The sequence below is a fragment of the Actibacterium sp. EMB200-NS6 genome, from assembly GCF_001305615.1.
Classification (GTDB): Bacteria; Pseudomonadota; Alphaproteobacteria; order Rhodobacterales; family Rhodobacteraceae; genus Actibacterium_A; species Actibacterium_A naphthalenivorans.
Genome location: NZ_CP010869.1, coordinates 2,325,934 through 2,349,042, shown reverse-complemented (window position 1 = coordinate 2,349,042; position 23,109 = coordinate 2,325,934). Strand labels below are relative to the sequence as shown.

The window sequence follows — 23,109 nt, the reverse complement described above, 5'->3', positions numbered from 1 at the left end:
CGGCGTGCCGTGCCTGCACATACCATGATTACCGGGCCGGGCAACCCGGCCCCCGGCGCGCGCGCGGGCTGCGTTACAAAAGCTTCAAAAATCTGAAACATTCATTTCGCACCCGGTCTGTATCCGGCGCAGGACTGGTTATGGGGATCACATGCTGCTGAGCGTCGAGAGCGTCACGAAGACATTCGGGCGAAACAACGCGGTGGAAAACGCAAGTTTCGCCGTCGAAAAATCCGCGATGATCGGCATCATCGGGCGCTCGGGCGCCGGGAAATCCACTTTTCTGCGGATGATGAACCGCCTGACCGACGCCACATCGGGTGCGATCAAGTTCGATGGGCGGAACATCCTTCCGCTGCAGGGCGCGCAGAAGCGCGCTTGGCAATCCGAATGTGCGATGATCTTTCAGCAGTTCAACCTGGTGCCGCGCATGGATGTGGTGTCCAACGTGCTGCATGGCACGTTGAACCGCCGCTCGACCCTGGCCACCATGTTCAACCTGTTCCCGCAATCCGACATTCACCGCGCCATCGACATTCTGGATCGGCTCGGCATCGCCGAACAGGCCCCCAAGCGGGCCGAGGCGCTTTCGGGCGGCCAGCAGCAGCGGGTGGCGATCGCCCGCGCGCTGATGCAGGACCCCAAGATCATCCTGGCCGACGAACCGATCGCCAGCCTCGATCCGATGAATGCCCAGGTGGTGATGGACGCGCTGCGCCGCATTCACGAAGAAGACGGCCGCATGGTCATCGCCAATCTTCACACGCTTGATACCGCCCGGCGCTATTGTGACCGCGTGATCGGCATGCGCGACGGGCGCATCGTGTTCGACGGCACGCCCGAACAGCTGACCACAGGCGTGGCGCGCGACATCTACGGCGCCGATGCCTCGTTCTCCGAGGCCGCGACCTCCACCTCCATCGACGCGCTGAACGAAGACGCCCGCGCGATGATGGAGGCCAAAGAAGTTATCTGAGTTTTCATCCGTCCGGCGCTCCTCGCCGGGCAAGTTCAACCTGGAGAGAAAAGATGAAAAAACTGCTGGCCGCCCTCGTGGCAACCACTGCCCTGGCCGCCCCGGCCCTGGCCGAAGACATCACGGAATTCCGCATCGGAATTCTTGGCGGCGAAAACGCCCAGGACCGTCTGAACAGCCACGAGTGCCTGAAGAACTACACCGAGGAAACCCTCGGCGTTCCGGTCAAGCTCTTCGCCCCGGCCGACTATAACGGCGTGATCCAGGGCCTGCTGGGCGGCACCATCGACATGGCCTGGCTGGGCGCGTCGGGCTACGCCGCGACCTATCTGAACGATCCCGAAGCGGTCGAGCCGGTTCTGGTCAAGATCAACCTGGATGGCTCCTACGGCTATCACTCGATCGGTTTCGCCCGCAAGGACAGCGGCATCACCTCTCTGGCCGACATGAAGGGCAAGAGCTTCGGCTTCGGTGATCCGAACTCCACCTCCGGCTACCTGATCCCGTCGATCGAGATCCCGATGGAAACCAGCGCCTCGATGGAATCCGGCGACTATTTCGGCGAAGTGAAATTCACCGGTGGCCATGAGCAGACCATCGTTGCCGTGAACAACGGCGACGTGAACGCCGGCGTGACCTGGGCCGACGGCCAGGGCAACTGGGAAGACGGCTTCAACTCGGGCGCGCTGCGCAAGGCGGTTGACGCCGGCCTGATCGACATGAACGATCTGGTCGAAATCTGGCGCTCCAAGCCGATCCCGGAAGGCCCGATCGTGCTGCGCAAGGCGCTGCCCGAAGATGTGAAGGCCAAGATGGTCGCCCTGGTCGACGGCATGTATGACGCCGACAAAGAGTGCACCTACAACATCTCCGCCGGTGAATCGCTGGGCTTCGACCCGATCACCCACGAGGCCTATCTGTCGATCATCGAGGCCCGCAAGGCCAAATCCAACTAAGCACCGCTTAGAACCGGACGGGCCCCGCCACTTGCGCGGGGCCCGTCCTTCGCATTCAAAGGCAGCATGAAATGGCAGAGCTTTCGGCATCGACCGGCCCCGGCGTGATGGACACGCGCGCGCAATACATGGCGATGATCCGCCGCAAACGGATGTATGGCGGCCTGATGCTTTCGATTTTCACGCTGTTGATGGTGTCGGGCTTCATACTGGCCGACGAACGCAACGCCGGCGGGTTCTGGGACGGCATCCTGAACATCTTCGATTTCCCGTCCGAAGTGGTATCCGAGGCCTGGTCCAAGATCGACCTTCTGCCCGGCCATCTCGTGACCTTCTTCCCGGCGCTGGTCGAAACCATCAACATCGCCGCGGTCTCCAGCCTGCTGGGCGCGGCCGTCGGCATGGTCCTGTCGCTTCTGTCGACCCGCGGCCTGGCGCGGTTCCCGCGCCTGATCCCGCTGTTTCGCCGGATCATGGATATCATGCGCGCCATCCCCGAGATCGTGATCGCGCTGGTACTGATCTTCATCCTCGGCGGCGGCCCTGTGCCCGCCATGATCGCCATCGCGTTTCATACCGCCGGCGCCCTGGGCAAGCTTTTCTCCGAGGTCAATGAAAACGCCGATCTCAAGCCCGTCGAGGGGCTGCAATCGGTCGGCGCCAGCTGGGCACAGCGCATGTGGCTCGGGGTGATCCCGCAGGTCGCGCCCAACTACCTCAGCTATGCGCTGCTGCGGTTCGAGATCAACATCCGCGCCTCCGCAATCCTAGGCTTCGTCGGCGCCGGCGGCATCGGCTATGAGCTGAAGAACGCGATGAGCTGGGGCCAGGGCAAGTTCGACGAGGCCGCGGCGATCTTCATCCTGCTGTTCCTGTCGATCGTTTTCTTCGATCAGCTCTCCAGCCACTTCCGCAACCGGCTGACAAGCGGAGGTCCTGCATGAACACCATCGCGCTCAAGGCCGAGGCCGACCAGATATTCACCCGCAAGCGCCTGACGAATTTCGGCCTGCCGGCGGTGGTGCTGGCCTATCTGGCCTATATCTTCTTCGCCTTCGATATCCCCGGCCTGGCCGAACGCGCCCGGATGGACAATGCCCGCACTCTGGTCGCCGACAGCTACAGCTACAAAACCCACGTGACGCGCGACAACCGGTCCGGCGCGGTCACGGTGTCGATCGAGGGCGAGCGCAAGGGCAACTACCCCGAAGGGCAGACGCCCGCCTGGGTGACGGTGAACGACGGCACAACCCTGATCGATCTGGGCGACGGGCATCTGGTGAACTTCCACGCCGACGGCGGCATGGACTACACCATCCCCGACTTCGGGCTGATCACCGCCCGCCCGACCACCGGCGGGGTGGAAACCAACCTCGATCCCGCCGCGGTGCCCGACTGGATCAACCTGTCGAAGAACCGCCTTGCCATCACCACCGGGGCAGGGCGCGTCAGCGTCACCCGCAACCGGACCGAGGTCTTCCGCTACTTCCCGGGTTGGGAGCTCTTCTTCTTCACCCTCGACAGCCCGTTCCACGGCCGCTCGCCACTCGATCTGGCCGGGCTCGCCCTGTCGTCCGACCGGGTAGAGCCCGCCCGTTCCAACCTCTCCGCGATCGTCGATGATTTCTGGAACAATGCCATGTGGCGTCACGGCGATGTCGCCTGGGCCCTGTTCGAAACCATCCTGATGGCCTTCCTCGGCACGATGGGGGCGGCGATGGTTGCGCTGCCGATGGCCTTCATGGCGGCAAAGAACTTCACCCCGGTGCTGACCGTGCGTTTCGGCATCCGCCGGCTGTTCGACTTCGTGCGCGGGGTCGACGGGCTGATCTGGACGATCATCCTCTCCCGTGCCTTCGGCCCCGGCCCGATGACGGGGGCGCTGGCGATCCTGGTCACCGATACCGGCAGCTTCGGCAAGATGTTCTCCGAGGCGCTGGAAAACGTCGACGGCAAACAGATCGAGGGCGTGCAATCCACCGGGGCCAAACCGCTGCAACGCTACCGCTTCGGGGTGATCCCGCAAATCACCCCGGTGCTGCTCAGCCAGGTGCTCTACTATCTGGAATCCAACACCCGCAGCGCGACCATCATCGGTGCGATCACCGGCGGCGGCATCGGCCTGCTGCTGACACAGGCGATCATCACCCAGAAAGACTGGGAAGAGGTCACCTATTACATCGTGCTTGTCATCCTCATGGTGATGATGATGGATTGGCTGTCCGGGCTGCTGCGCCGCCGCCTGATCCGCGGCGATGAAAGCGGCCACTGATCCGCCTCATCTTTCCGGAAATATCCCCGCCGGAGGCAAGAAAGTCTCCGGCGCCACGAAAGCCACGCCATGCCCCGCCTGAATGAACATACGCCCTATCTTCACCCCGATTGCGACGTGGTCGACAGCACCTTCGGAAAATTCGTCGAAATCGGCCGCGGCTCGCGCGTGGCCCGCTCGGAGTTCGGCGATTACTCCTATTGCGACCGCTACGCCGACATCGCCAATACGACGATCGGCAAATTCGCCAATATCGCCAGCTTCACCCGCATCGGCCCGACCGACCACCCGATGCACCGCGCCTCGCTGCATCATTTCCTCTACCGATCCGCCGACTACTGGGACGATGCCGAAGCCGATGCCGCGTTCTTCGATCACCGGCGTTCGCGCCGCGCGGAGATCGGCCATGACACCTGGATCGGGCATGGCGCGATCATCCGCCCCGAGGTAACCATCGGCCATGGCGCCGTTGTCGCCGCCGGGGCGGTGGTGACAAAGGATGTCGCGCCTTACATGATCGTCGCCGGCCTCCCGGCCACGCCGCTGCGCGAACGATTTCCCGGCCCGGTCGCGGACCGGCTGATGGCGCTGGCCTGGTGGGATTGGTCGCATGACCGGCTGCGCGCCGCGCTGCATGATTTCCGCAGCCTCGCGATAGAGGCGTTCCTCGAGAGATATGGCGGCTGAGGCGCGGAAAAAGGGGGCGGTCATCGACCACCCCCGGCACTGATGAAAAGGATTTGTGATGAAATCCGCGCTGCCGCCCGCAGCGGCATATTCATTTACACCCCAAAACTGCGCCCGCGATGTAACGCCCGCTTGAAACTCCGGCGAAGGTTTTCTGTCGCGGCGCAGGGCCCGCGCCAAACGAAAACGGGCGGCCCCGGGGCCGCCCGCCGAAAATCCGCGCCGGTGGCGGGGATCAGTTCAGGCCCATGCAGCTTGCATAATAGCTGACGGTCGCCGGCCAGTCGCTGAACACGCCCTCGACACCCACGTCCTGCGCCAGCACGTCGAGAATTTCGAAGTAATCCGCATCATTGTCGACGGTATCGGCCACCGACTGGAAGTACCAGCCGCCGCCGGTGCCCAGCGGGCCAGAGCGTTCCAGTGTCCAGGTGATGATCTTCAGGCCGGCCGCCTTGGCCTGCGTGGCATAGGGCGAGGGCACCATCTTGCCGTCTTCCAGGGTCACGAGCATCCACATCGGCGGCGCGATGTATTTCACGCCCATATCCGCCAGGTCCTGCATCGAGGGCTGAAAGGTTTCGGGCTTCTGCGGGTCGAGCAGGCCGCCGTCACCTTCCACGGCTTCATAACGGTCATCCAGATAAACCGCCTGCGCGCCGAACTGGGGCTCGTGCTCGATCCAGTACAGGATGTCCTGCAGGTTGAAGCTCTGGGCCCAGACGTCAGAGGCCGGAACGCCGGCGGCCTTGTATTCGTCGATCATCTTCTGGGCATAGTCGGCCTGTGTGAAGCCGTCATAGGGCATCTCGACCGAGGCGGATTTCAGCTCGGGGGTGAACTTCACGCCCAGATCCTTGAACAGCGCGATCGATTCGGCGTGGGTCATGACGGTGCCACCCTGAACCGCGTAAAGATCGGTGCGCCAGGGGGCGGTGGCGTTCATGTATTCCTCGGCCGTGGTCGCGGCCTTGTTGCCCGCATCCATCTTGCCGCTCAGGCTCTGGAACTCGGCCAGCGTCAGGTCGGAGGCGCGGCATTCCACCGTGGCGCTGTCGTCGCCCGCGGCGGGGGTAAAGGGGGTGGTGCATTTCTCGGCCAGATCCGTGGCCAGGATGTTGGTGGTGGTGTGCAGGTCGTTCTGCGCGTGGCGGCAGACCAGCTCCTTGTCGGCGGTGAAGGTCACGTCGCATTCGACGATGCCGGCGCCCATCCGCGCGGCGGCGCGATAGCTTTCCTTTGTATGTTCGGGGAACATCATCGCGGCGCCGCGGTGGCCGATGGAAAACAGGGTGCGCTTGACCGGCGCATCGGCGCAGGCGGCAAGCTTGTCCTTCAGCGCGCCGTCTTCCATGCGGTCGATCAGGTAATAGGGGCGGGGGCCGACCTCGACCTCGGCGGCGCCGGCGGCAGTGGCGCCGAAAGCGGCGAGAATGGCGATCAGACTGGAGCTTTTGGAAAGCATGATGTTCCCTCGGGTGGTTGATGAAGACCCGGAACCATTGACGAAATTACATGACGAGTTGTTGACCCGCATGTAACGCCCGTCTGAAGCTTTTATTCCGCTGCCATGTTCAGCGCGGTGATGCGCCCGGAAAAGCGGTGCGCGGCCTCGCCCGACAGAAAGCTGAGCCTGCCGCCGGCGATTGTCATCTCGATCCGGCGGGTCTGTCGGTTGATCACGCACAGATCGGCGCGCTTGCCGAAATCGAGCCGCCCGCGATCGGGCAGCCGCAGGATTTCCGCCGGTTTCTGCGAGATCATCGCCCAGGCGGCGGGCAGCCCCATCACCCCTTCATCGACCAGCCGCCACGCGGCGCCGGCCAGCGCGGGGTAGTAGTAATCGGATACCAGCGCATCGCACAGGCCCTGATGGATCAGGTCCATCGCCGCGATATTCCCCGATTGCGATCCGCCGCGCATCACGTTGGGCGCGCCCATCAACACCGGGTCGTTCATCGCCTTGGCCGCCGCCGCAGCCTTGCGCGAGGTCGGGAATTCGGCGATGCGGGCGCCGATCATCGAATAACGCTCGCGGGTTTCACCGTCCGGATCGTCATGCGAGCCATAAAGCACGCCCATCTCGTCAAAGGCTTCGGCCAGGCTGCACAGATGGCGCGGCACTTCGCGGGCGCGGGCCAGCGCGCCGTTGACCAGGGTCATGTGCTCATCCGGGGTGCGCCCGGCCTGACGGGCCCAGTGATAGATCACCTCGGGCCGTTCGCGGGCATGATCGACCGCTTCTTCCAGATGGTTGTTGAACACCACATAGTCGATGCCGTGCCGCCGGATCGCCGCCAGCAGGCGCGGGCCGCTGTCGACCAGATGGGTTTCGCAGCGCACCTGAAGGCGCAGATCGGTCAGGGCGTGGTTGCGATAGGCGCTCAGCGCGGCCATGATCTCTTCGGCGCGCTCGGGGCCGCGATGGCCGCCTTCCCAGGACCAGCTTTGCGCCAGCCACGCGGTTGTCACGCCATTGGCGGCGGCGTCACGGTCGGTACTGGCCAGCCCGGTCGGCAAGTCGAACGGGGCCGAGGGGCGCGGCGCGATGTGGCGCTCGAACGCGTCGCCATGCAGGTCGATGATGCCGGGCAGGATCAGGTATCCCGAAAGATCCACCTCGGGCAGGGGGCCTTTCGTGATCCGACCATCCGCGATCGCGAGCGAGCGCTGCTGCAACTCGCCGTCACGAAGGATGGTTGCGCCGGTAAAGCGCAAGGGATGAAGAACCTGCGGCATAAGTCTGCTCGTCAATTGGGTTTTGCCTGTGGATAACCCGAATCTGTATCGCGGATGTGACAGGAAACAGCGGTATTCCGACTATTCGGGGGTGATCGTCAGGCTGATCCGGTCGCCGGCGAACCAGGTGTGGCCATATTCCACTGGTTGATCATGCTCATCCACGTTCACGTTTATGGTGCGGAGAATCGGCGCGCCCTCGGAAATCCGCAGGTGCAGGGCCTGTGTGGCCGTGGCCAGTTTGGCGGTCAGCCGGGTCGAGGCGCGGGTGTAATCGGCCAGCCCTTCGCGGGCCAGCGCCGCCGTGACCGAATGGGTTTCTTCCAGCGCCGACAGCAGGCCGGGAAAGCGGGCGGCGGGAAACACGCTGCGCGACAGGGCCAAGGGCGCGCCATCGGCAAGCGAGATGCCTTCGTACACATGCACCTCGCTGTTTTCCGGCAGGTTCAGCGCCTCTGCCTCGCGGCTGTCGGCCAGGCGCGTTTCCAGGCGAAGGATCTGTTTTTCAGGGGTTTGCCCGGCCGCCTTCAGGTTCTGGTGGAACCGCACCCGCCGGCCGATCGGGTAATCTGTGGGCTTGGCCGCCACGAACACGCCGGCGCCGCGGCGGGCGTGTATCATCCCGCGCTCGCCCATGTCGGCCAGTGCCCGGCGCACCGTGTGCCGGTTGACGCCGAACCGCTGGGCCAGCTCCGCCTCGGAAGGCAGCTTGTCACCGGGGCGATAGTGGCCTTCGCCGATTTCCGTGGTCAGCGACGCGGCGATGGATTTCCAGATCGGGGTGCGGGCCATTCTGTCACCAAATATTCATATGACTTTGCTTGCGCGACTCGATCGTCGTGCGTAATAACTTGTCTAGTTGTATAGAAATATAGACAAATCGGCAAGCTGTCTAACATGAAAAAAATCGACACACGGCAAGGCTGGATGGGCCTTTTGGCGAAGGCCCCGGCAGAGGCGGTCGGGCGGTACTGGGCGGCGCTGGGGATGGCGCCCGCCTTTACCTGGCTGCGCACGCCCGAGATCGGCGGCGTGATGGTGCGCGGCCGCATGGGCGGCACCGGCGCGCCCTTCAACATGGGCGAGATGACGGTGACCCGCTGCGCGCTGCGGCTGGAGCAGGGCGGGGCCATCGGCCATGCCTATGTGCAGGGGCGCGACAAGGCCAAGGCCGAGCAGGCGGCGCTGCTGGACGCGCTGATGCAGACAGGTGACGCCGACAGCGTGCGCGTGGGGGTGCTGGAGCCTTTGGCGGCGGAGATGGAGGCCGTGGCCGCGACCCGCGCCGCCAAGGCCGCCGCCACCAAGGTTGATTTCTTCACAATGGTCCGCGGAGAGGATTGAGCGATGCAAGGCAATGCCCTGACCGGCGGTTTCGAAAACGCCCCGATCGACGCGGCCCATGCGTTCCGCGCGGCGCTGAACGCGATGGCCCGGCCCGGCCGGATCTACACGATCACCGGCGCCACGCCGCCCGCGCCCCTGTCGAAGGCGGCCGGCACGCTGTTGCTGACGCTGGCGGATGCGGAAACGCCGGTCTATCTGGCCCCGTCGCATGATCTGCCCGAGCTGCGCGACTGGCTGACCTTTCACACCGGCGCGCCGCTCTGCGGCCCGCAGGAGGCGGTATTCGCGGTGGGCGGCTGGTCGGCGCTGCAGCCGCTGAAGGCCTACCGGATCGGCGAGCCGGAATACCCCGATCGCTCGGCCACGCTGATCGTGGAAGTGGGAGTGCTCTGCAAGGATGCGGGCGCCACCCTGACAGGGCCGGGGATCGAGGTGTCGGAAACGCTGCGCCTGCCCAAGGTCACCGCGTTTCAGAACAATGCGGCGCTCTTCCCGCTGGGGCTCGATTTCTATTTCACCGCCGGCGATGAGCTGGCCGCGCTGCCGCGTACCACGAAGGTGACCGCAACCGCGGAAAACAGCGAAATGGGGGCCGTCTGATGTATGTTGCCGTCAAGGGGGGCGAACGCGCCATCGACAACGCCCATGCCTGGCTTGCCGAAGAGCGGCGCGGCGACACATCCGTGGCCGAGCTTTCGGTCGCGCAGATCCGCGAGCAGCTGGCGCTGGCGGTCAACCGGGTGATGGCCGAAGGTTCGCTCTACGATCCCGATCTCGCGGCGCTGGCGATCAAACAGGCGCGCGGCGATCTGATCGAGGCGATCTTCCTGATCCGCGCCTATCGCACGACGCTGCCGCGTATCGGCAATTCCAACCCGGTGGATACCGGCGCGATGGCCTGTGACCGCCGCATCTCGGCCACCTTCAAGGATGCGCCGGGGGGGCAGGTTCTGGGGCCGACCTTCGATTACACCCACCGGCTGCTGGATTTCAAACTGGCCGCCGATGGCGAGGCGCCCGAGGCACCGCAGGCCACGCCCGGAAATGCGGACGTGCCACATATCACCAGCTTTCTGAATCGTGACGGGTTGATCCAGACCGAAGAGCCCGGCGACGAAACGCCGCCCGACCTGACCCGCGCGCCGCTGGAATTTCCCGCCAGCCGCGCCCTGCGCCTGCAGTCGCTGACGCGCGGGGACGAGGGGTTCGTTCTGTCGATGGCCTATTCCACACAGCGCGGCTATGGCCGCAACCACCCGTTCGTGGGCGAGCTTCGGGTGGGCCGCGTGGCGGTGGAGATGGAGATCCCCGAGCTGGGCTTTGCCATCGAGATCGGCGAGGTGCAGATGACCGAATGCGAGACGGTCAACCAGTTCACGGGCTCAAAGACCGAGCCGCCGCAGTTCACCCGGGGCTACGGGCTGACCTTCGGCCATGCCGAGCGCAAGGCCATTTCCATGGCGCTGGTCGACCGGGCGTTGCGGTGGCAGGAACTGGGCGAGGACAATATCGGCGCGCCCGCCCAGAACGAGGAATTCGTGCTGAGCCATTCCGACAATATTCAGGCCACGGGGTTTCTGGAGCATATCAAGCTGCCCCATTACGTGGATTTTCAGTCGGAACTGGAACTGGTGCGCAAGCTGCGGGCCGAAGTGGCCGCGTCGGCCAAACGGGACGCGGCGGAATGAGCCGCCTATTCCGCCCCGGTATCCACCAGCCAGCCACCGGGGCCGGCGATGTCATCGGGCAGGAGCTGAACCATCGCGCCGCGGATCGTGGCAAGGGTCAGAAAGCTGATTGCCAGTTGATCAAAGGTGATGGTGGACAGCCATGCCATGTCGTGAACTCCGTTCCTGCTACGCGATCTGAATCGCAGGAAAAAAGGGCCTAAAAATGACGGAAAGCGGTCAATATAATTTTGCCTATCTCGATGAGCAGACAAAGCGGATGATCCGCCGCGCCTTGCTGAAGGCGCTGGCGGTTCCGGGCTATCAGGTGCCCTTTGCCAGCCGCGAAATGCCGATGCCCTATGGCTGGGGCACGGGCGGTGTGCAGGTTTCGGCGGCCTGCCTGACCCCCGACGACACGTTCAAGGTGATCGATCAGGGCGCCGACGACACCACCAACGCGGTATCGATCCGCAAGTTCTTTCAGCACACGGCCGGGGTGAACGTCACCGAGCATACCGCCGAGGCCACCGTGATCCAGACCCGCCACCGCATCCCCGAGCAGGCGTTGGGCGAGGATCAGATCCTCGTCTATCAGGTGCCGATCCCCGAACCGCTGCGCTATCTCGAGCCGCGCGAGACTGAGACTCGCAAGATGCATGCGTTGCAGGAATACGGGCTGATGCATGTGAAGCTCTACGAGGATATCGCGCGGCACGGCTCCATCGCCACCTCCTATGCCTATCCGGTGAAGGTCGAGGAGCGCTATGTGATGGATCCGTCACCGATCCCGAAATTCGACAATCCGAAGCTGGAAATGGCGGGGATTCAGCTGTTCGGCGCCGGGCGCGAGCAGCGGATCTATGCCGTGCCGCCCTATACCCGCGTCGTCAGCCTGGATTTCGAGGATTACCCGTTCGAAGCGTCGAAGGCCGATCATCCCTGCGGGCTTTGCGGCGCGGAAGATACCTATCTGGACGAGGTGATCATGGATGACGAGGGCGGGCGGATGTTCGTCTGCTCCGACACCGATTACTGCGCCAGCCGCCGCGCCGCCGGCCACGTGGGCGCCATGGGCGTGCCTGTCGGGGAGGACGCGGCATGAGCGGAATCGGAAAAATCTTCCCGAAGATTTTTCAGCCGAAAATTTTTCGGGAAAAATTTTCATCAGCCGGGATCGGAGATCTGCGATGACACCGCTTCTGAAAGTACAGAACATCACGAAAACCTATGGCGCGCGGATCGGCTGCGCCGATGTGTCGTTCGATCTCTATCCGGGCGAGGTGATGGGGATCGTCGGCGAAAGCGGCTCGGGCAAATCGACGCTGCTGAACTGCATGGCCGGGCACCTGACGCCCGACAGTGGCGAGGTCTTGTTCGATACCCGCACCGAGGGGCTGAAAGACACCGTGAAGATGAACGAGCCCGAGCGGCGGATGCTGTCGCGCACCGATTGGGCCTTCGTGCATCAGAACCCGCGTGACGGGCTGCGCATGGGTGTCAGCGCGGGCGGCAATGTCGGCGAGCGGTTGATGGCCGTGGGCGCGCGGCATTACGGCAATATCCGCGAGAGCGCGCTGGACTGGCTGGGCCGGGTGGAAATCGCGGGCGACCGTATCGATGACAGGCCGTCGGCGTTTTCGGGGGGCATGCAGCAGCGGCTGCAGATCGCGCGCAACCTGGTGACCGGGCCGCGGCTGGTGTTCATGGATGAACCCACCGGCGGGCTGGATGTCAGCGTGCAGGCGCGGCTGCTGGATCTGCTGCGCGGGCTGGTGCGGCAAATGGGGCTTTCGGCGATCATCGTCACCCATGATCTTGCCGTGGTGCGGCTTCTGGCGGATCGTCTGATGGTGATGAAATCGGGCCATGTGGTGGAAACCGGCCTGACCGATCAGGTGCTTGACGATCCGCAGCACGCCTATACCCAACTTCTGGTAAGTTCGGTGCTGCAGGTCTGAGCGGACCGCCGAACAACAGGAGTATGCCATGATCCGCGCCTTTGCCCATGAGAACGGACAGCTTGCCCAGCTTGAGGGCCCCGCGGTGCCGGACGCGGCGATCTGGGTCGACCTCGCCTTGCCCGACGCGCAGGAGATCGCGCTTGTCGCACAGCAGGTCGGTGTGCCCCTGCCGTCGCGCGCGGATATGGAAGAGATCGAGCTTTCCAGCCGGCTCTACCACGATCATGGCGCCGATTACCTGACAGTGATGGTGCCCGGCGCGATCGAGACGGATCACGCCACCGTCGCGCCCGTTACCTTTGTGGTGATGCCCGGGCGGATCGTCACCCTGCGCCATCACGCGCCCCGGCCGTTCGATACCTTCCCGGCCCATGCCGGCAAGACCACCTTCGGCTGCGCCGGCAGCGATGCGGTGCTTCTGGGCCTGTTCGAAGAGATCATCGACCGTATCGCCGATATTCTGGAGCTGATCAGCGGCGAGCTGGAACAGCTCTCGCGCCGGGTGTTCGACGGCGATGCCACCGGCACGGGCGGGCCCGGCGCGCTGCAAAGCACGCTGGCGGCGATCGGGCGCAAGGGCGATCTGGTGGGCGATATCCGCTTGTCGCTGCTGACGCTGGAGCGGGCACTGGCCTATCTGGGGCCGACCCTCGCGCGGCGTGACAGCCCCGCCGCCATCGTCATGGCGCTGGACATCGGCGCGCGCGATATCCGGTCGCTGAACGAACATTCGGGGTTCCTGTCGCAAAAGGCCAGCCTGATGCTCGAGGCGACGCTGGGCATGATCAACATCGAGCAGAACGCGACCATCAAGATCTTCTCGGTGGTGGCGGTGGTGTTCATGCCGCCGACTCTGATCGCCTCGATCTACGGAATGAACTTTGGCCGAATGCCCGAGCTTGGCTGGGATTTCGGTTACCCGCTCGCCCTTGTGGCCATGGCCGTTTCGGCGGTGATGCCCTATTTCTATTTCAAGCGCCGCGGCTGGCTCTAGCCCCGCCCGCGCAAGCCCGGAGACCCTCATGATCGCCATCGAAAATCTCTGCAAATCCTTCACGCTGCACAATCAGGGCAGCGCGGTGATCCCGGTGATGTCCGGGGCGCATTTCACGGTCGAGCCGGGCGAATGCGTGGCGCTGGTCGGGGCGTCGGGCGCGGGCAAGTCCACGCTGATGCGGATGATCTACGGCAATTACCTGGCGCAAAGCGGCCGCATTCTGGTAGGCGGGGTCGATGTGGCCCGGGCCGAACCGCGCGAGATTCTGGAGCTGCGGCGCCACACGCTGGGCTATGTCAGCCAGTTCCTGCGCGTCGTGCCGCGCGTGCCCACCGTCGAGGTGGTGGCCGAGCCGCTGCTGACCGTGGGCCGCGACAGGGACGCCGCGCTGGCCCATGCGCGCGGGTTGCTGGCCCGGCTGAACATCCCCGAACGGCTGTGGGCCCTGTCGCCCACCACCTTTTCGGGCGGCGAGCAGCAGCGGGTGAACATCGCGCGCGGTTTCGCCTACGACTACCCGGCGATGCTGCTGGACGAACCCACCGCCAGCCTTGACGCCACCAACCGCGAGGTGGTGCTGGGCCTGATCGAAGAGGCCAAGGCGCGCGGCGCCGCGATCGTCGGCATTTTCCATGACGAGGCGGCGCGCAAGCGGGTCTGCGACCGCGAGGTGGATGTATCCGTCTTCACCCCGCGGGCGGCGTGATGGCCGGGCGCCTGTTCGCCGTGGTCGGCCCCTCGGGCGCGGGCAAGGATACGCTGATGGCGGCGGTCAGCCAGCGGCGGCCCGATCTGCATCTCGTGCGCCGGGTCATCACCCGGCCGTCGGATGCGGGGGGCGAGGAGTTCGACGGCGTGACAGAGGCCGAATTCCTGCGGATGCGCGATGCCGGCGGTTTCGCCATCTGGTGGCAGGCGCACGGGCTTTTCTATGGTATCCCGGCCGGGATCGACGCGGTGCTGGCCGAAGGGCGCGATGTGGTGTTCAACGGCTCGCGCGGGGTGCTGCGCGCCGCGGCGCAGCGCTATCCCGGTCTGGTGGTGCTGCATGTCACCGCATCGGTGCCGACGCTGGCCGCGCGGCTGTCGGCGCGCGGGCGCGAAAGCGCCGCCGATATCGCCCGGCGGCTGGATCGGGCCTCTTACGCGCTGCCGGGCGGGCTCGATGTTCGCACGATCCACAATGATGGGACGCTCGCGGCGGCGGTGGACCAGATGCTGGGCGCGCTTCAGCCGGAAAGCGTATAGCGGTGCAGCAGGCGGAACCGTCCATCATCAGCCTCGGCGAACAGGCACAGGCTGTCGACCCGGAACGGCGCGGGCAGCAGCGGCGCCACGACCGGGGCCAGCGCGTCGATGGTGGCGCCGGCGTCCTCGTCCGACAGTTTGCCCGACAGGGTCATGTGGAAGCGGAACTCCTCCATCACATAGGGATAGCCCCAGCGTCTGAGCAGGGCGCGCTGGGTTTCGCTCAGGCTTTTGGGGTTGCGGCGGGCGATCTCGGCCTCGGTCAGGGGCGCGCGGAACCCGTCCAGCTCCATCACCGCCAGCGAGGCGAGCGAGGCCAGTTCCGTGGTCCGGCCCACCGGCGTCAGCGCCAGAAACTGGCCGATGCGCGACAGGCGCAGACCGTCGAGCGTTACCGGCTGCAGCCGTCGGGCGAGGGTTGCCGCCTCGGCATGCAGCTCTTCGCCGGTGGTGCCGTCGGCCAGGCGGAAGGGCGGCTTGATGGTGCCGTGGAACCCGTATTTGCGCGGGGTTTCGGTGATGTCGGCGGCGCGGCGGGGCAGGCCCGGCAGCGCCGGTGGCACCCGTTCCGTACCGGTGACGGGATCCCATCCCAGCCAGTCGGCCGCGAAATCGGCCAGCGGGCCCGGTTCGGGCGCGTAATATATGGCGTATCTGTTGTAACCGTTCATGCCCCGACCCATAAAATGCCCGCGCGACACGCGCATGACAGGCATCGCACGGCACCGACCCGACCTTCAAGGAGGCTTTCATGACCGACACCATTCTGGCCAATGCCACGCTGATCCTGCCCGGCGAGGTGGTGCAGGGTGCGGTGCGCCTGAGCGATGGCCATATCGCCCAGATCGATCAGGGTCGCGCAGTGCCCGCCGGCGCGATCGACTGCGGCGGCGACATGATCATGCCCGGCCTGATCGAACTGCACACCGACAATCTGGAGCGTCACATCCAGCCGCGCCCCAAGGTTGACTGGCCCCATGCCAGCGCCATCATCGCCCATGACGCCGAACTGGCGGGGGTGGGCATCACCACCGTGTTCGACGCGATGCGCGTGGGCTCGATCCCCAGCGGCAAGGGGCGCTATCTGGCCTATGCGCGCGGGCTGGCCAGCGAGCTGCTGGACCTGCGCGCGCGCGATGCGCTGCGGATCAGCCATTTCCTGCATCTGCGGGCCGAGGTCTGTTCGGAAACCCTGGTACAGGAGATGGCGGAGTTCGGGCCGGAGGATCGCGTGGGTATCGTCAGCCTGATGGATCACACGCCGGGGCAGCGGCAGTTCCGCGATATTTCCAAACTCAAGGCCTATGTGATGGGCAAGAACAACCTGACGGAGGATGAGTTCGCCGCCCATGTCGCCAACCTCAAGGAGATGCGCGACAGGCTGGGCGACCGGCATGAGGCCGCCGCGGTGGCCGAGGCGCGCCGCTATGGCGCGATCCTGGCCAGCCATGACGATACCACCGCCGCGCATGTCGATGTGTCGGCCGCGCATGGCATCCGGCTGGCCGAGTTTCCGACCACGGTCGAGGCGGCGCAGGCCTGCCGCGCGCACGGGATCGCGGTGATGATGGGCGCGCCGAACCTGATCCGTGGCGGATCGCATTCGGGCAATGTGGCGGCGGCGACGCTGGCCGAGATGGATCTGCTGGATATCGTGTCGTCCGATTACGTGCCCTCGGCGCTTTTGATGGCGGCGGTGATGCTGGGCGATCTGTGGGATGACATGGCGCGCGGCATCGCCACGGTGACCCGGGCACCGGCGGATGCCAGCGGGCTGCCCGACAGGGGCCGGATAGAGCCGGGCGCGCGCGCCGATCTGATCCGGGTGGCCCGTATCGATGGCACGCCGATGGTGCGCGAGACATGGGTGCAGGGGCGGCGGGTGGCCTGATCTGCACGTTTGGCGGGCAAAAGCCAGAATATTGTGCTTTGGTGACACTGTGCCGCGTTTTATTATGCTAAAGTTGTCTTAGGGTAAACAACTGTTGCGGGAATCGGGTCAGCCTTGGCCTGACGCGACGCCATTGGAGGTTCAGATTATGGCACAGACCGGAAAAACCACTATGTCCACCAAGACGCCGCTGTCGATATTCCCGGCGGGAGATACCGAAGGGTTTTCGGCGCTCAGCACATTCGGCACCTCCATCATGGAGAATATGGGGCGCTATGGCACTGAAGTTGTTGAGTTCATGAGCCTGCGCCTGCAAGAGGATTTCAAAACCCAGCACGAGCTGATGCAGTGCCGTGACATGTCGAAGCTGGCCGAGATCCAGTCGCGCTATCTGAAAACGGCGATGGATCAGTACAGTGCCGAGACCGGCAAGCTGATGAAAATGGGCACGGAGATTTTCGGCGACGCGTTCAAGAACGCCAAAAGCTGAGCTTGAAACACAGTTGCCTGCTGCCAGAAAACGCCCCCGATTCTGCGTCGGGGGCGATTTGGTATCCGGCGGGGCTCAGTCCGTTCCGATCTTCTTGAAGCTGACATGCGGCGCGGCCAGGTATTCGCGGCCCCGGAACATGCCCTGCCAATAGACCGGGGGCAGCATGCGTTCCTTCAGGAACCACGCCCGGCGCGAGGGTTTCTTGCCGTCGATGACCCATTCGGGGAAGCTGGGCAACAGCTTGCCGCCGTAGCCGAATTCCGCCAGCACGATCTTGCCGCGCTCCACCGTCAGCGGGCAGGAGCCATAGCCGTCATACTGCGCCACCAGTTCCTGACCGTCGAGCACGGCCAGCGCGTTGACGGCCACCACCGGCGCCTGTTTGCGCACGGCGGCGACGGTCTTGGCATTGGGGGTGGAGCAGCCGTCGCCCAGGCCGAAGACGTTGGGGAATTTCCGGTGTTGCAGCGTTGCCTGATCCACATCCACCCAGCCCGCGGCATCGGCCAGCGGCGAGGCCTTGATGAAGTCCAGCCCGGTCTGGGGCGGGCAGACATGCATCATGTCGAACTCTTTCTCGACAGTGCTCCTGGTCTCTCCATCGGTCACTTCGAAGGTCGCCACCTTGTTCTCGCCATCGACCTTGATCAGGTTGTGGAAGAATGAAAGCTGCGCGTTGTATTTGTGAACGTATTCCATCAGCGCGGGCACGTAATCGGGGACACCGAACAGCACGCCGCCGGCATTGCAGAACTCGACCTCGATATCCTTCAGTACCCCGGTGCGCAGCCAGTAATCCGATGACAGATACATCACCTTCTGCGGCGCGCCGGCGCATTTGATCGGCATCGGCGGCTGCGTGAACAGCGCTTTGCCCTTGCGCATCTGCTGCGTCAGCTCATAGGTGTAAGGCGCCAGATCGAAACGGTAATTCGACGTCACGCCATTCTTGCCCAGGGTTTCGGGCAGGCCCTGCACCGCCTCCCACGCCAGTTTCAGGCCGGGCGAAACCACCAGCACCTCATAGCCGTAGCGGGCGCCGTTCTCCAGCGTCACCTCATTGGTGTCGGGCAGGAAGCCGGCCACCGCGCCATGGATCCATTTCACCCCGTCGGGCAGCACGTCGCCCATCCGGCGTACCGTCTGGCTCTTGTCGAAGATGCCCGCGCCGACCAGCGTCCAGCCGGGCTGATAGTAATGCTCCTCGCGCGGCTCGATGATGGCCACGCTGGCATGCGGTCGGCGTTTGAGGATCGAGGCCGCCGTCGCGATCCCGCCGGCACCGCCGCCGACGATCAGCACGTCGAACCCTTCGGGCTGTGCCCGCTGCACATCCATGCCGAACCGCTGTTCCAGACGCGGGCGCAGCGCCGACAGATCGTACCCGGCCTGCGCCGTGGCCGACAGGATGGCGTCGGGCGACAGCATGTCGGCCCGCGCCAGCGCCCAGAGCGTGGATGACCGTGTGCCGGTGCGGCAATAGGCCAGAACCGGCCCCTTGCAGGTTTTCAGAACATCCTCGAACGCCCGCAGCGTGTCGTCAGAGATCATGCCGGGCTTGAAGGGCAGGAACCGGAATTCCACCCCCGCCGCGCGCGCGGCCTCGGCGATTTCCGAGGCGGGCGGCTGATCGTCGGCCTCGCCATCTGGGCGGTTGCAGACGATCGTCTTGTAACCGGCCTCTGCGGCAAGGGTGACATCGGATGGCTGGATCTGCGGCGATGCCGCGAAACTCGGGGCGATGGGTTTGATTTCCATGATGTCCTCCAAAAGAAGCCGGGCCGGCCGCGGGTTTTCCGAAACATATAGTAAGTTGAATGTTTCACAAGAAGCGCGGGGCCGGTCTCACTCCAGTATCACAAGGCGGTGGCCGATCAAGGCGCGCGCGTTTCGGCGGGCCGGGGGGCCAGACGGGCGACGATGGCGGGCAGATCGGCGAAATCGGCGAAACTCGCATCGTGATGCAGCTCTTGCACCGGCTGGCGGCGATAGCCTTCGGTGAAGAGCGCGAAGGGCAGGCCGGTGGCCGCGGCGGTTTGCGCATCGACGCCGCTGTCGCCGACATAGACGGTGCTGTCGCGCCCCAGCGCCCGTGCCGCCGCCAAAAGCGGCGCCGGATCGGGCTTGTGCACCGGCAACGTGTCGCCGCCGATCACCACGGCGAACATCGCGTCGAGACCGAAGGCGGCCAGAATGCTGCGGGTCGGCGCCTCGGGCTTGTTGGTGCAGATGCCCAGGGCGATGCCCTCTGCCGCGAACTGCTCCAGCACCGCCCGGGCATTGGGGTAGAGCGTGGTCAGCGTCGCCGGATCGGCGTTGTAGTGGCGCAGGAACAGCTCGTGCAGCGCGGAATGGCGGGCCTCGTGCAGCCCCCTGGCCGCCATCACCCGTTCGATCAGTACCGGAACACCGTTGCCGATGAAAGAGCGGACGGTCTCGGGGCTCAGCGCCTCCTCGTCGATCTCGGCCAGCATGCGGTTGACGGCGGCGTGGATGTCGGGCGCGCTGTCGATCAGCGTGCCGTCGAGATCGAAGATAACTGCCCTCATGCCGCGTCTTTCCATTTGATCGAACAGCCCATCGAGGGGATCTGCTCCGCCGGGCCCCGGCCGGTTTCGGCCACCTGCTTCATCGCCTCGTAAAGGTCGCGCCGCAGATCCGCCGGCCCCGCCGCCTTGCGCGAGGCATCGAGCCGGCCCCGGTACTGCAGGCCCAGACCGGCATCGAAGCCAAAGAAATCGGGCGTGCAGACCGCGCCATAGGCGCGCGCCACCGATTGATCGGCGTCATAGAGATAGGGGAAGGGCAGGGCCAGCTCTTCGGCCAGCTCCGTCATCCGCTCGTAACTGTCTTCGGGATAGGCCCCGGCATCGTTCGAACTGATCGCGACAACGCCGATCCCCAGCGCCTGAAGATCCTTCGCATCGCGGATGATCCTGTCGCGCACGGCGATCACATAGGGGCAGTGGTTGCAGATGAACATCACCACAGTACCCTTTTCCCCCGCCACGTCGGCGAGGCGATGCGCCCTGCCATCGGTGCCAGGCAGAAAGAAATCAGGCGCATGCCATCCGAAATCGCAGACAGGGGGCGAAACGGCCATCACTCGAACTCCATTTCCGTGAACACGACGCCGGCGTTCTTTGTGGCCAGCTCCTCGAACGTGTCGAGATGGGCATAGGGCGACTGATCGACGTAATAGGCATCGTCCAGCGCGCCGCCATTTTCCAGGTGTTCGCCGATCTTGCCGCGCAGATAGACAAGGTAGTCGTGGGTATAACGGCGCACCTGATCCATGTTGGTCGGGTGGCCGTGGCCGGGGATCACGTAAAGCGCGCCCAGCGGCTCGAACGCGGTTTCCCATGTCTCGATCCAGCAAGAGGTGCAGGTTTCGGCAAAGATCGGCGGCATACGCTCGTGAAAGGCGATGTCTCCGGCGATGACGAAGCGCTGTTCGGGCAGCCAGACCTGAATATCGCCGGGGCTGTGCGCCGGGCCCAGATGCAGCACCTCGATATGCATGTCGCCCATGTCGATGGTGTAGCTATCCTCGAAGGTGATGGTCGGGCCCTGCGCCACGGTGCCTTGCGCATTCTCACGTGCATAGCGCTTCATGCCTTCGAGCAGTTGAAAGGAGGTGTCGGCGAATTCCTCGGCCGCGTCCACATGGGCCAGAACGTCGATACCCTGCTCGACCCAATAGCTGTTGCCCAGCATCGCATGGCCCTGGCCATTCTCGTTGATCACCAGCTTGACCGGCTGATCGATCACCGCCCGGATCTCGTCATGCAGGGCCTTCGCCAGCGCGGCGTTGGCGCCGGCATTCACCACGATCACCCCGTCGCCCGTGACGATGAAGGACAGGTTGTTGTTATGGCCGGCGTTCTCATAGGTCGGCGGGGCGGTGGCGCCAATCGCCGAGAAAATGCCGGGGATCACCTCCACCGGTTTTTCATACAGCACCGACTGCGGATACTGATCGGGGATATCCTCGCTGGCCAGCGCGGGTGCGGCCAGCAGCGCCAAAAGCAACGTCTTGCGGATCATGCGTCCTCTCCTCCCAAGTGACGGGGAAGCATAGTCACATCTGAATGTGTTCGGCCAGCCCCGCGATGTCACGCGGCCCGCGCGACAGCCTCGGCCGCGGCGCGGATGGCGCGGATATTCTCGCCATAGGGCGCCGGGTTCGACACCGAGCCACCCTTGAACACGGCCGACCCGGCCACCAGAACATCCGCCCCCGCGGCGGCCATCAGCGGCGCGGTGTCGGGGGTGATGCCGCCGTCGATCTCGATATGCACGGGCCGGTCGCCGATCATCGCGCGCAGGCGCTTGACCTTGTCGATCTGGGAGTGGATGAACTTCTGCCCGCCGAAACCGGGGTTCACCGTCATCACGCAGACCAGATCCACCATATCCAGCAGATAGTCCACATCCTCGATCCCGGTGCCGGGGTTCAGCGCCAGCCCTGCCTTGCAGCCGGCGCCACGAATGGCCTGCAGCGTGCGATGGATGTGCGGCCCGGCCTCCAGATGGGCGGTGATGATATCGCTGCCCGCCTCGGCAAAGGCCTCGATATAGGGATCGACGGGCGAGATCATCAGATGCACATCCATCACCGTCTTCACATGCGGGCGGATCGCCTTGCACAGCGGCGGGCCGAAGGTCAGGTTGGGCACGAAATGCCCGTCCATCACATCGACATGCACCCAATCGCAGCCCTGCGCCTCGATGGCCTGGATCTCGGCGCCGAAATTGGCGAAATCGGCAGACAGGATCGACGGGGCGATCTTGATGGAACGGTCAAAGCTCATGCTTTCTCTCCTTCAGCTGGGCGGTCCACGTCCAGGCCCCCCCGGAACACGCGGCTCGCACGGATGTCTTCCTCGCCGATCGTGCTGAGCTGCTCGGCATCAAGCGGCCCCTTGGCGGTTTGAAACAGGCGGTTGGCCTGGCGCAGCCGCGCCCGGTCCAGCGCGTTGCGGATCGAGCGGGCATTGGCGAAATGCGGCTGTTTGCGCCGAAGGTCAATATATTCCTTCAAAGCAAGCGCCGCACCCGCGCTCAGCACGTAGTTCTGCTCTTCCAGCATCCGCTCCGAAATCCGCAGCAATTCCGCGTCACTGTAATCGGGAAACTCGATGTGATGCGCGATGCGCGACCGGAAACCGGGATTTGCGGAAAAGAACTTGTCCATCCGGTCGGCATAGCCGGCCATGATGACCACCAGATCGTCGCGGTTGTTCTCCATCACCTGCAGCAATATCTCGATTGCCTCCTGCCCGTAGTCGCGCTCGTTGTCGGGGCGGTAGAGGTAATAGGCCTCGTCGATGAACAGCACCCCGCCCATGGCCTTTTTCAGCACCTCTTTGGTCTTGGGCGCGGTATGTCCGATATATTGCCCGACCAGATCATCGCGGGTGACCGACACCAGATGCCCCTTGCGCACATAGCCCAGCCGGTGCAGCAGCCCGGCCATTTTCAGCGCCACGGTGGTCTTGCCGGTGCCGGGATTGCCGGTGAAACTCATGTGCAGGGTCGGGGTCTCATGGCTCAGCCCCATGTCGCGGCGGGCGCGGTCCACCAGCAGCAGCGCGGCGGTTTCGCGGATGCGCCGCTTGACCGGCTCCAGCCCGATCAGCTCCTCGTCCAGCTCGCGCAACACCTCGGCCACACCCGAAGCCTCGTATTCGGCGGCCAGATCGACGGTCTTCGGAACAGCGCTGTCCATCCTGATACTCCTTGCTTTCATCTTTCTGCAAATATCCCCGCCGGAGGCATTGAATCTTTTCGGGCACGCCGGAACTTTCTTGCCTCCGGCGGGGATATTTAGGGAAAGATGAAGGGCAGCCGGCCGCAGGCGCAGGCCGCC

General features: G+C 64.7%; 26 protein-coding genes. 15 read left to right on the top strand and 11 right to left on the bottom strand.

Annotated features, from left to right (window positions below; all coding sequences use genetic code 11):
- The first annotated feature begins 151 nt into the window (after window positions 1-151).
- The 5 genes from phnC to TQ29_RS11380 all read left to right on the top strand — a co-directional run bounded on the left by phnC (window position 152) and on the right by TQ29_RS11380 (window position 4,891).
- Window positions 152-976 (top strand): phosphonate ABC transporter ATP-binding protein, encoded by an 825-nt coding sequence (gene phnC, locus TQ29_RS11400; RefSeq protein ID WP_369817398.1) that lies wholly within the window; start codon window positions 152-154, stop codon window positions 974-976.
- A gap of 53 nt (window positions 977-1,029) precedes the next feature.
- Window positions 1,030-1,932, top strand: coding sequence for a phosphonate ABC transporter substrate-binding protein (gene phnD, locus TQ29_RS11395; protein WP_054539253.1), 903 nt, complete (start codon window positions 1,030-1,032; stop codon window positions 1,930-1,932).
- A 71-nt stretch (window positions 1,933-2,003) separates the two neighbouring features.
- Window positions 2,004-2,876 (top strand): phosphonate ABC transporter, permease protein PhnE, encoded by an 873-nt coding sequence (gene phnE / locus TQ29_RS11390; protein WP_054539252.1) that lies wholly within the window; start codon window positions 2,004-2,006, stop codon window positions 2,874-2,876.
- A complete protein-coding gene (phnE, locus tag TQ29_RS11385) occupies window positions 2,873-4,204 on the top strand; it encodes a phosphonate ABC transporter, permease protein PhnE (RefSeq protein ID WP_054539251.1) in 1,332 nt (443 codons plus the stop codon). Before phnE (TQ29_RS11390) ends, phnE (TQ29_RS11385) begins: the two co-directional genes overlap by 4 nt.
- A 69-nt stretch (window positions 4,205-4,273) precedes the next feature.
- Window positions 4,274-4,891 carry a chloramphenicol acetyltransferase gene (locus TQ29_RS11380; protein WP_054539250.1) on the top strand — a complete coding sequence of 206 codons (618 nt, stop codon included), beginning with the start codon at window positions 4,274-4,276 and terminating at the stop codon, window positions 4,889-4,891.
- A 235-nt stretch (window positions 4,892-5,126) separates the two neighbouring features.
- Here TQ29_RS11380 and TQ29_RS11375 read toward each other — a convergent pair whose 3' ends face one another.
- The 3 genes from TQ29_RS11375 to phnF all read right to left on the bottom strand — a co-directional run bounded on the left by TQ29_RS11375 (window position 5,127) and on the right by phnF (window position 8,422).
- On the bottom strand, window positions 5,127-6,356 hold the full coding sequence (locus TQ29_RS11375; RefSeq protein WP_054539249.1) for a glycerophosphodiester phosphodiesterase family protein: 1,230 nt from the start codon (window positions 6,354-6,356) through the stop codon (window positions 5,127-5,129).
- Between the two features lie 92 nt (window positions 6,357-6,448).
- The gene (locus TQ29_RS11370) at window positions 6,449-7,630 is read right to left on the bottom strand and encodes an alpha-D-ribose 1-methylphosphonate 5-triphosphate diphosphatase (RefSeq protein ID WP_037208629.1); all 1,182 of its coding nucleotides are present in this window, start codon (window positions 7,628-7,630) and stop codon (window positions 6,449-6,451) included.
- 81 nt (window positions 7,631-7,711) lie between these two features.
- Entirely contained in the window at window positions 7,712-8,422 is a 711-nt protein-coding gene (phnF, locus tag TQ29_RS11365; protein WP_037208631.1) for a phosphonate metabolism transcriptional regulator PhnF, read from the bottom strand.
- A gap of 105 nt (window positions 8,423-8,527) precedes the next feature.
- Between phnF and phnG the strand changes: the two genes are divergently transcribed.
- Genes phnG through TQ29_RS11350 form a run of 3 tightly spaced genes read left to right on the top strand, consistent with a single transcriptional unit; the run spans window position 8,528 to window position 10,665 of the window.
- Window positions 8,528-8,974, top strand: coding sequence for a phosphonate C-P lyase system protein PhnG (phnG, locus tag TQ29_RS11360; RefSeq protein ID WP_054539248.1), 447 nt, complete (start codon window positions 8,528-8,530; stop codon window positions 8,972-8,974).
- A 3-nt stretch (window positions 8,975-8,977) separates the two neighbouring features.
- On the top strand, window positions 8,978-9,577 hold the full coding sequence (gene phnH, locus TQ29_RS11355; protein WP_054539247.1) for a phosphonate C-P lyase system protein PhnH: 600 nt from the start codon (window positions 8,978-8,980) through the stop codon (window positions 9,575-9,577).
- Window positions 9,577-10,665: a carbon-phosphorus lyase complex subunit PhnI gene (locus tag TQ29_RS11350; RefSeq protein WP_054539246.1), complete on the top strand. Its 1,089-nt coding sequence runs from the start codon at window positions 9,577-9,579 to the stop codon at window positions 10,663-10,665. The genes phnH and TQ29_RS11350 overlap by 1 nt, the downstream gene beginning before the upstream one ends.
- Before the next feature lie 5 nt (window positions 10,666-10,670).
- Here the strand turns inward: TQ29_RS11350 and TQ29_RS20685 are convergent, their stop codons facing one another.
- Window positions 10,671-10,814, bottom strand: a complete 144-nt coding sequence (locus TQ29_RS20685; RefSeq protein ID WP_157445573.1) for a hypothetical protein — start codon at window positions 10,812-10,814, stop codon at window positions 10,671-10,673.
- 56 nt (window positions 10,815-10,870) lie between these two features.
- Here TQ29_RS20685 and TQ29_RS11345 point away from each other — a divergent pair, with 56 nt between their 5' ends.
- The 5 genes from TQ29_RS11345 (at window position 10,871) to phnN (ending at window position 14,853) form a co-directional block, all read left to right on the top strand.
- Entirely contained in the window at window positions 10,871-11,749 is an 879-nt protein-coding gene (locus tag TQ29_RS11345) for an alpha-D-ribose 1-methylphosphonate 5-phosphate C-P-lyase PhnJ (protein ID WP_054539245.1), read from the top strand.
- A gap of 85 nt (window positions 11,750-11,834) precedes the next feature.
- On the top strand, window positions 11,835-12,605 hold the full coding sequence (phnK, locus tag TQ29_RS11340; protein ID WP_054539244.1) for a phosphonate C-P lyase system protein PhnK: 771 nt from the start codon (window positions 11,835-11,837) through the stop codon (window positions 12,603-12,605).
- 28 nt (window positions 12,606-12,633) lie between these two features.
- Window positions 12,634-13,602, top strand: coding sequence for a magnesium transporter CorA family protein (locus TQ29_RS11335; RefSeq protein WP_054539243.1), 969 nt, complete (start codon window positions 12,634-12,636; stop codon window positions 13,600-13,602).
- 28 nt (window positions 13,603-13,630) lie between these two features.
- Window positions 13,631-14,311 (top strand): phosphonate C-P lyase system protein PhnL, encoded by a 681-nt coding sequence (gene phnL / locus TQ29_RS11330; protein ID WP_054539242.1) that lies wholly within the window; start codon window positions 13,631-13,633, stop codon window positions 14,309-14,311.
- Window positions 14,311-14,853 (top strand): phosphonate metabolism protein/1,5-bisphosphokinase (PRPP-forming) PhnN, encoded by a 543-nt coding sequence (gene phnN / locus TQ29_RS11325; protein ID WP_054539241.1) that lies wholly within the window; start codon window positions 14,311-14,313, stop codon window positions 14,851-14,853. Before phnL ends, phnN begins: the two co-directional genes overlap by 1 nt.
- Here the strand turns inward: phnN and TQ29_RS11320 are convergent.
- Window positions 14,835-15,524 carry a DUF1045 domain-containing protein gene (locus tag TQ29_RS11320; RefSeq protein ID WP_054540414.1) on the bottom strand — a complete coding sequence of 230 codons (690 nt, stop codon included), beginning with the start codon at window positions 15,522-15,524 and terminating at the stop codon, window positions 14,835-14,837. The two genes, phnN and TQ29_RS11320, sit on opposite strands and share 19 nt — an antisense overlap.
- Window positions 15,525-15,604: 80 nt before the next feature.
- Between TQ29_RS11320 and TQ29_RS11315 the strand changes: the two genes are divergently transcribed.
- On the top strand, window positions 15,605-16,744 hold the full coding sequence (locus TQ29_RS11315; protein WP_054539240.1) for an alpha-D-ribose 1-methylphosphonate 5-triphosphate diphosphatase: 1,140 nt from the start codon (window positions 15,605-15,607) through the stop codon (window positions 16,742-16,744).
- A gap of 172 nt (window positions 16,745-16,916) precedes the next feature.
- Window positions 16,917-17,234, top strand: a complete 318-nt coding sequence (locus TQ29_RS11310) for a phasin family protein (protein ID WP_054539239.1) — start codon at window positions 16,917-16,919, stop codon at window positions 17,232-17,234.
- Window positions 17,235-17,309: 75 nt separating this feature from the next.
- Here TQ29_RS11310 and TQ29_RS11305 read toward each other — a convergent pair whose 3' ends face one another.
- The 6 genes from TQ29_RS11305 to cbbX all read right to left on the bottom strand — a co-directional run bounded on the left by TQ29_RS11305 (window position 17,310) and on the right by cbbX (window position 22,968).
- The gene (locus tag TQ29_RS11305) at window positions 17,310-18,995 is read right to left on the bottom strand and encodes a bifunctional protein tyrosine phosphatase family protein/NAD(P)/FAD-dependent oxidoreductase (RefSeq protein ID WP_054539238.1); all 1,686 of its coding nucleotides are present in this window, start codon (window positions 18,993-18,995) and stop codon (window positions 17,310-17,312) included.
- 116 nt (window positions 18,996-19,111) lie between these two features.
- Window positions 19,112-19,786: a phosphoglycolate phosphatase gene (gene gph / locus TQ29_RS11300; RefSeq protein ID WP_037208650.1), complete on the bottom strand. Its 675-nt coding sequence runs from the start codon at window positions 19,784-19,786 to the stop codon at window positions 19,112-19,114.
- Window positions 19,783-20,340, bottom strand: a complete 558-nt coding sequence (locus TQ29_RS11295) for a thioredoxin family protein (RefSeq protein ID WP_054539237.1) — start codon at window positions 20,338-20,340, stop codon at window positions 19,783-19,785. The genes gph and TQ29_RS11295 overlap by 4 nt, the downstream gene beginning before the upstream one ends.
- Window positions 20,340-21,284, bottom strand: coding sequence for an MBL fold metallo-hydrolase (locus tag TQ29_RS11290; protein ID WP_054539236.1), 945 nt, complete (start codon window positions 21,282-21,284; stop codon window positions 20,340-20,342). Before TQ29_RS11290 ends, TQ29_RS11295 begins: the two co-directional genes overlap by 1 nt.
- Window positions 21,285-21,352: 68 nt before the next feature.
- A complete protein-coding gene (rpe, locus tag TQ29_RS11285) occupies window positions 21,353-22,051 on the bottom strand; it encodes a ribulose-phosphate 3-epimerase (protein WP_054539235.1) in 699 nt (232 codons plus the stop codon).
- A complete protein-coding gene (cbbX, locus tag TQ29_RS11280) occupies window positions 22,048-22,968 on the bottom strand; it encodes a CbbX protein (protein WP_037208658.1) in 921 nt (306 codons plus the stop codon). Before cbbX ends, rpe begins: the two co-directional genes overlap by 4 nt.
- Between the last annotated feature and the right edge of the window lie 141 nt (window positions 22,969-23,109).

What these genes read in the sequence shown, in the direction of transcription:
- phnC (WP_369817398.1), top strand. Translation starts at nt 152, where the DNA reads ATGCTGCTGAGCGTCGAGAGCGTCACGAAGACATTCGGGCGAAACAAC.
- phnD (WP_054539253.1), top strand. Translation starts at nt 1,030, where the DNA reads ATGAAAAAACTGCTGGCCGCCCTCGTGGCAACCACTGCCCTGGCCGCC.
- phnE (WP_054539252.1), top strand. Translation starts at nt 2,004, where the DNA reads ATGGCAGAGCTTTCGGCATCGACCGGCCCCGGCGTGATGGACACGCGC.
- phnE (WP_054539251.1), top strand. Translation starts at nt 2,873, where the DNA reads ATGAACACCATCGCGCTCAAGGCCGAGGCCGACCAGATATTCACCCGC.
- TQ29_RS11380 (WP_054539250.1), top strand. Translation starts at nt 4,274, where the DNA reads ATGCCCCGCCTGAATGAACATACGCCCTATCTTCACCCCGATTGCGAC.
- TQ29_RS11375 (WP_054539249.1), bottom strand. Translation starts at nt 6,356, where the DNA reads ATGCTTTCCAAAAGCTCCAGTCTGATCGCCATTCTCGCCGCTTTCGGC.
- TQ29_RS11370 (WP_037208629.1), bottom strand. Translation starts at nt 7,630, where the DNA reads ATGCCGCAGGTTCTTCATCCCTTGCGCTTTACCGGCGCAACCATCCTT.
- phnF (WP_037208631.1), bottom strand. Translation starts at nt 8,422, where the DNA reads ATGGCCCGCACCCCGATCTGGAAATCCATCGCCGCGTCGCTGACCACG.
- phnG (WP_054539248.1), top strand. Translation starts at nt 8,528, where the DNA reads ATGAAAAAAATCGACACACGGCAAGGCTGGATGGGCCTTTTGGCGAAG.
- phnH (WP_054539247.1), top strand. Translation starts at nt 8,978, where the DNA reads ATGCAAGGCAATGCCCTGACCGGCGGTTTCGAAAACGCCCCGATCGAC.
- TQ29_RS11350 (WP_054539246.1), top strand. Translation starts at nt 9,577, where the DNA reads ATGTATGTTGCCGTCAAGGGGGGCGAACGCGCCATCGACAACGCCCAT.
- TQ29_RS20685 (WP_157445573.1), bottom strand. Translation starts at nt 10,814, where the DNA reads ATGGCATGGCTGTCCACCATCACCTTTGATCAACTGGCAATCAGCTTT.
- TQ29_RS11345 (WP_054539245.1), top strand. Translation starts at nt 10,871, where the DNA reads ATGACGGAAAGCGGTCAATATAATTTTGCCTATCTCGATGAGCAGACA.
- phnK (WP_054539244.1), top strand. Translation starts at nt 11,835, where the DNA reads ATGACACCGCTTCTGAAAGTACAGAACATCACGAAAACCTATGGCGCG.
- TQ29_RS11335 (WP_054539243.1), top strand. Translation starts at nt 12,634, where the DNA reads ATGATCCGCGCCTTTGCCCATGAGAACGGACAGCTTGCCCAGCTTGAG.
- phnL (WP_054539242.1), top strand. Translation starts at nt 13,631, where the DNA reads ATGATCGCCATCGAAAATCTCTGCAAATCCTTCACGCTGCACAATCAG.
- phnN (WP_054539241.1), top strand. Translation starts at nt 14,311, where the DNA reads ATGGCCGGGCGCCTGTTCGCCGTGGTCGGCCCCTCGGGCGCGGGCAAG.
- TQ29_RS11320 (WP_054540414.1), bottom strand. Translation starts at nt 15,524, where the DNA reads ATGAACGGTTACAACAGATACGCCATATATTACGCGCCCGAACCGGGC.
- TQ29_RS11315 (WP_054539240.1), top strand. Translation starts at nt 15,605, where the DNA reads ATGACCGACACCATTCTGGCCAATGCCACGCTGATCCTGCCCGGCGAG.
- TQ29_RS11310 (WP_054539239.1), top strand. Translation starts at nt 16,917, where the DNA reads ATGTCCACCAAGACGCCGCTGTCGATATTCCCGGCGGGAGATACCGAA.
- TQ29_RS11305 (WP_054539238.1), bottom strand. Translation starts at nt 18,995, where the DNA reads ATGGAAATCAAACCCATCGCCCCGAGTTTCGCGGCATCGCCGCAGATC.
- gph (WP_037208650.1), bottom strand. Translation starts at nt 19,786, where the DNA reads ATGAGGGCAGTTATCTTCGATCTCGACGGCACGCTGATCGACAGCGCG.
- TQ29_RS11295 (WP_054539237.1), bottom strand. Translation starts at nt 20,340, where the DNA reads ATGGCCGTTTCGCCCCCTGTCTGCGATTTCGGATGGCATGCGCCTGAT.
- TQ29_RS11290 (WP_054539236.1), bottom strand. Translation starts at nt 21,284, where the DNA reads ATGATCCGCAAGACGTTGCTTTTGGCGCTGCTGGCCGCACCCGCGCTG.
- rpe (WP_054539235.1), bottom strand. Translation starts at nt 22,051, where the DNA reads ATGAGCTTTGACCGTTCCATCAAGATCGCCCCGTCGATCCTGTCTGCC.
- cbbX (WP_037208658.1), bottom strand. Translation starts at nt 22,968, where the DNA reads ATGGACAGCGCTGTTCCGAAGACCGTCGATCTGGCCGCCGAATACGAG.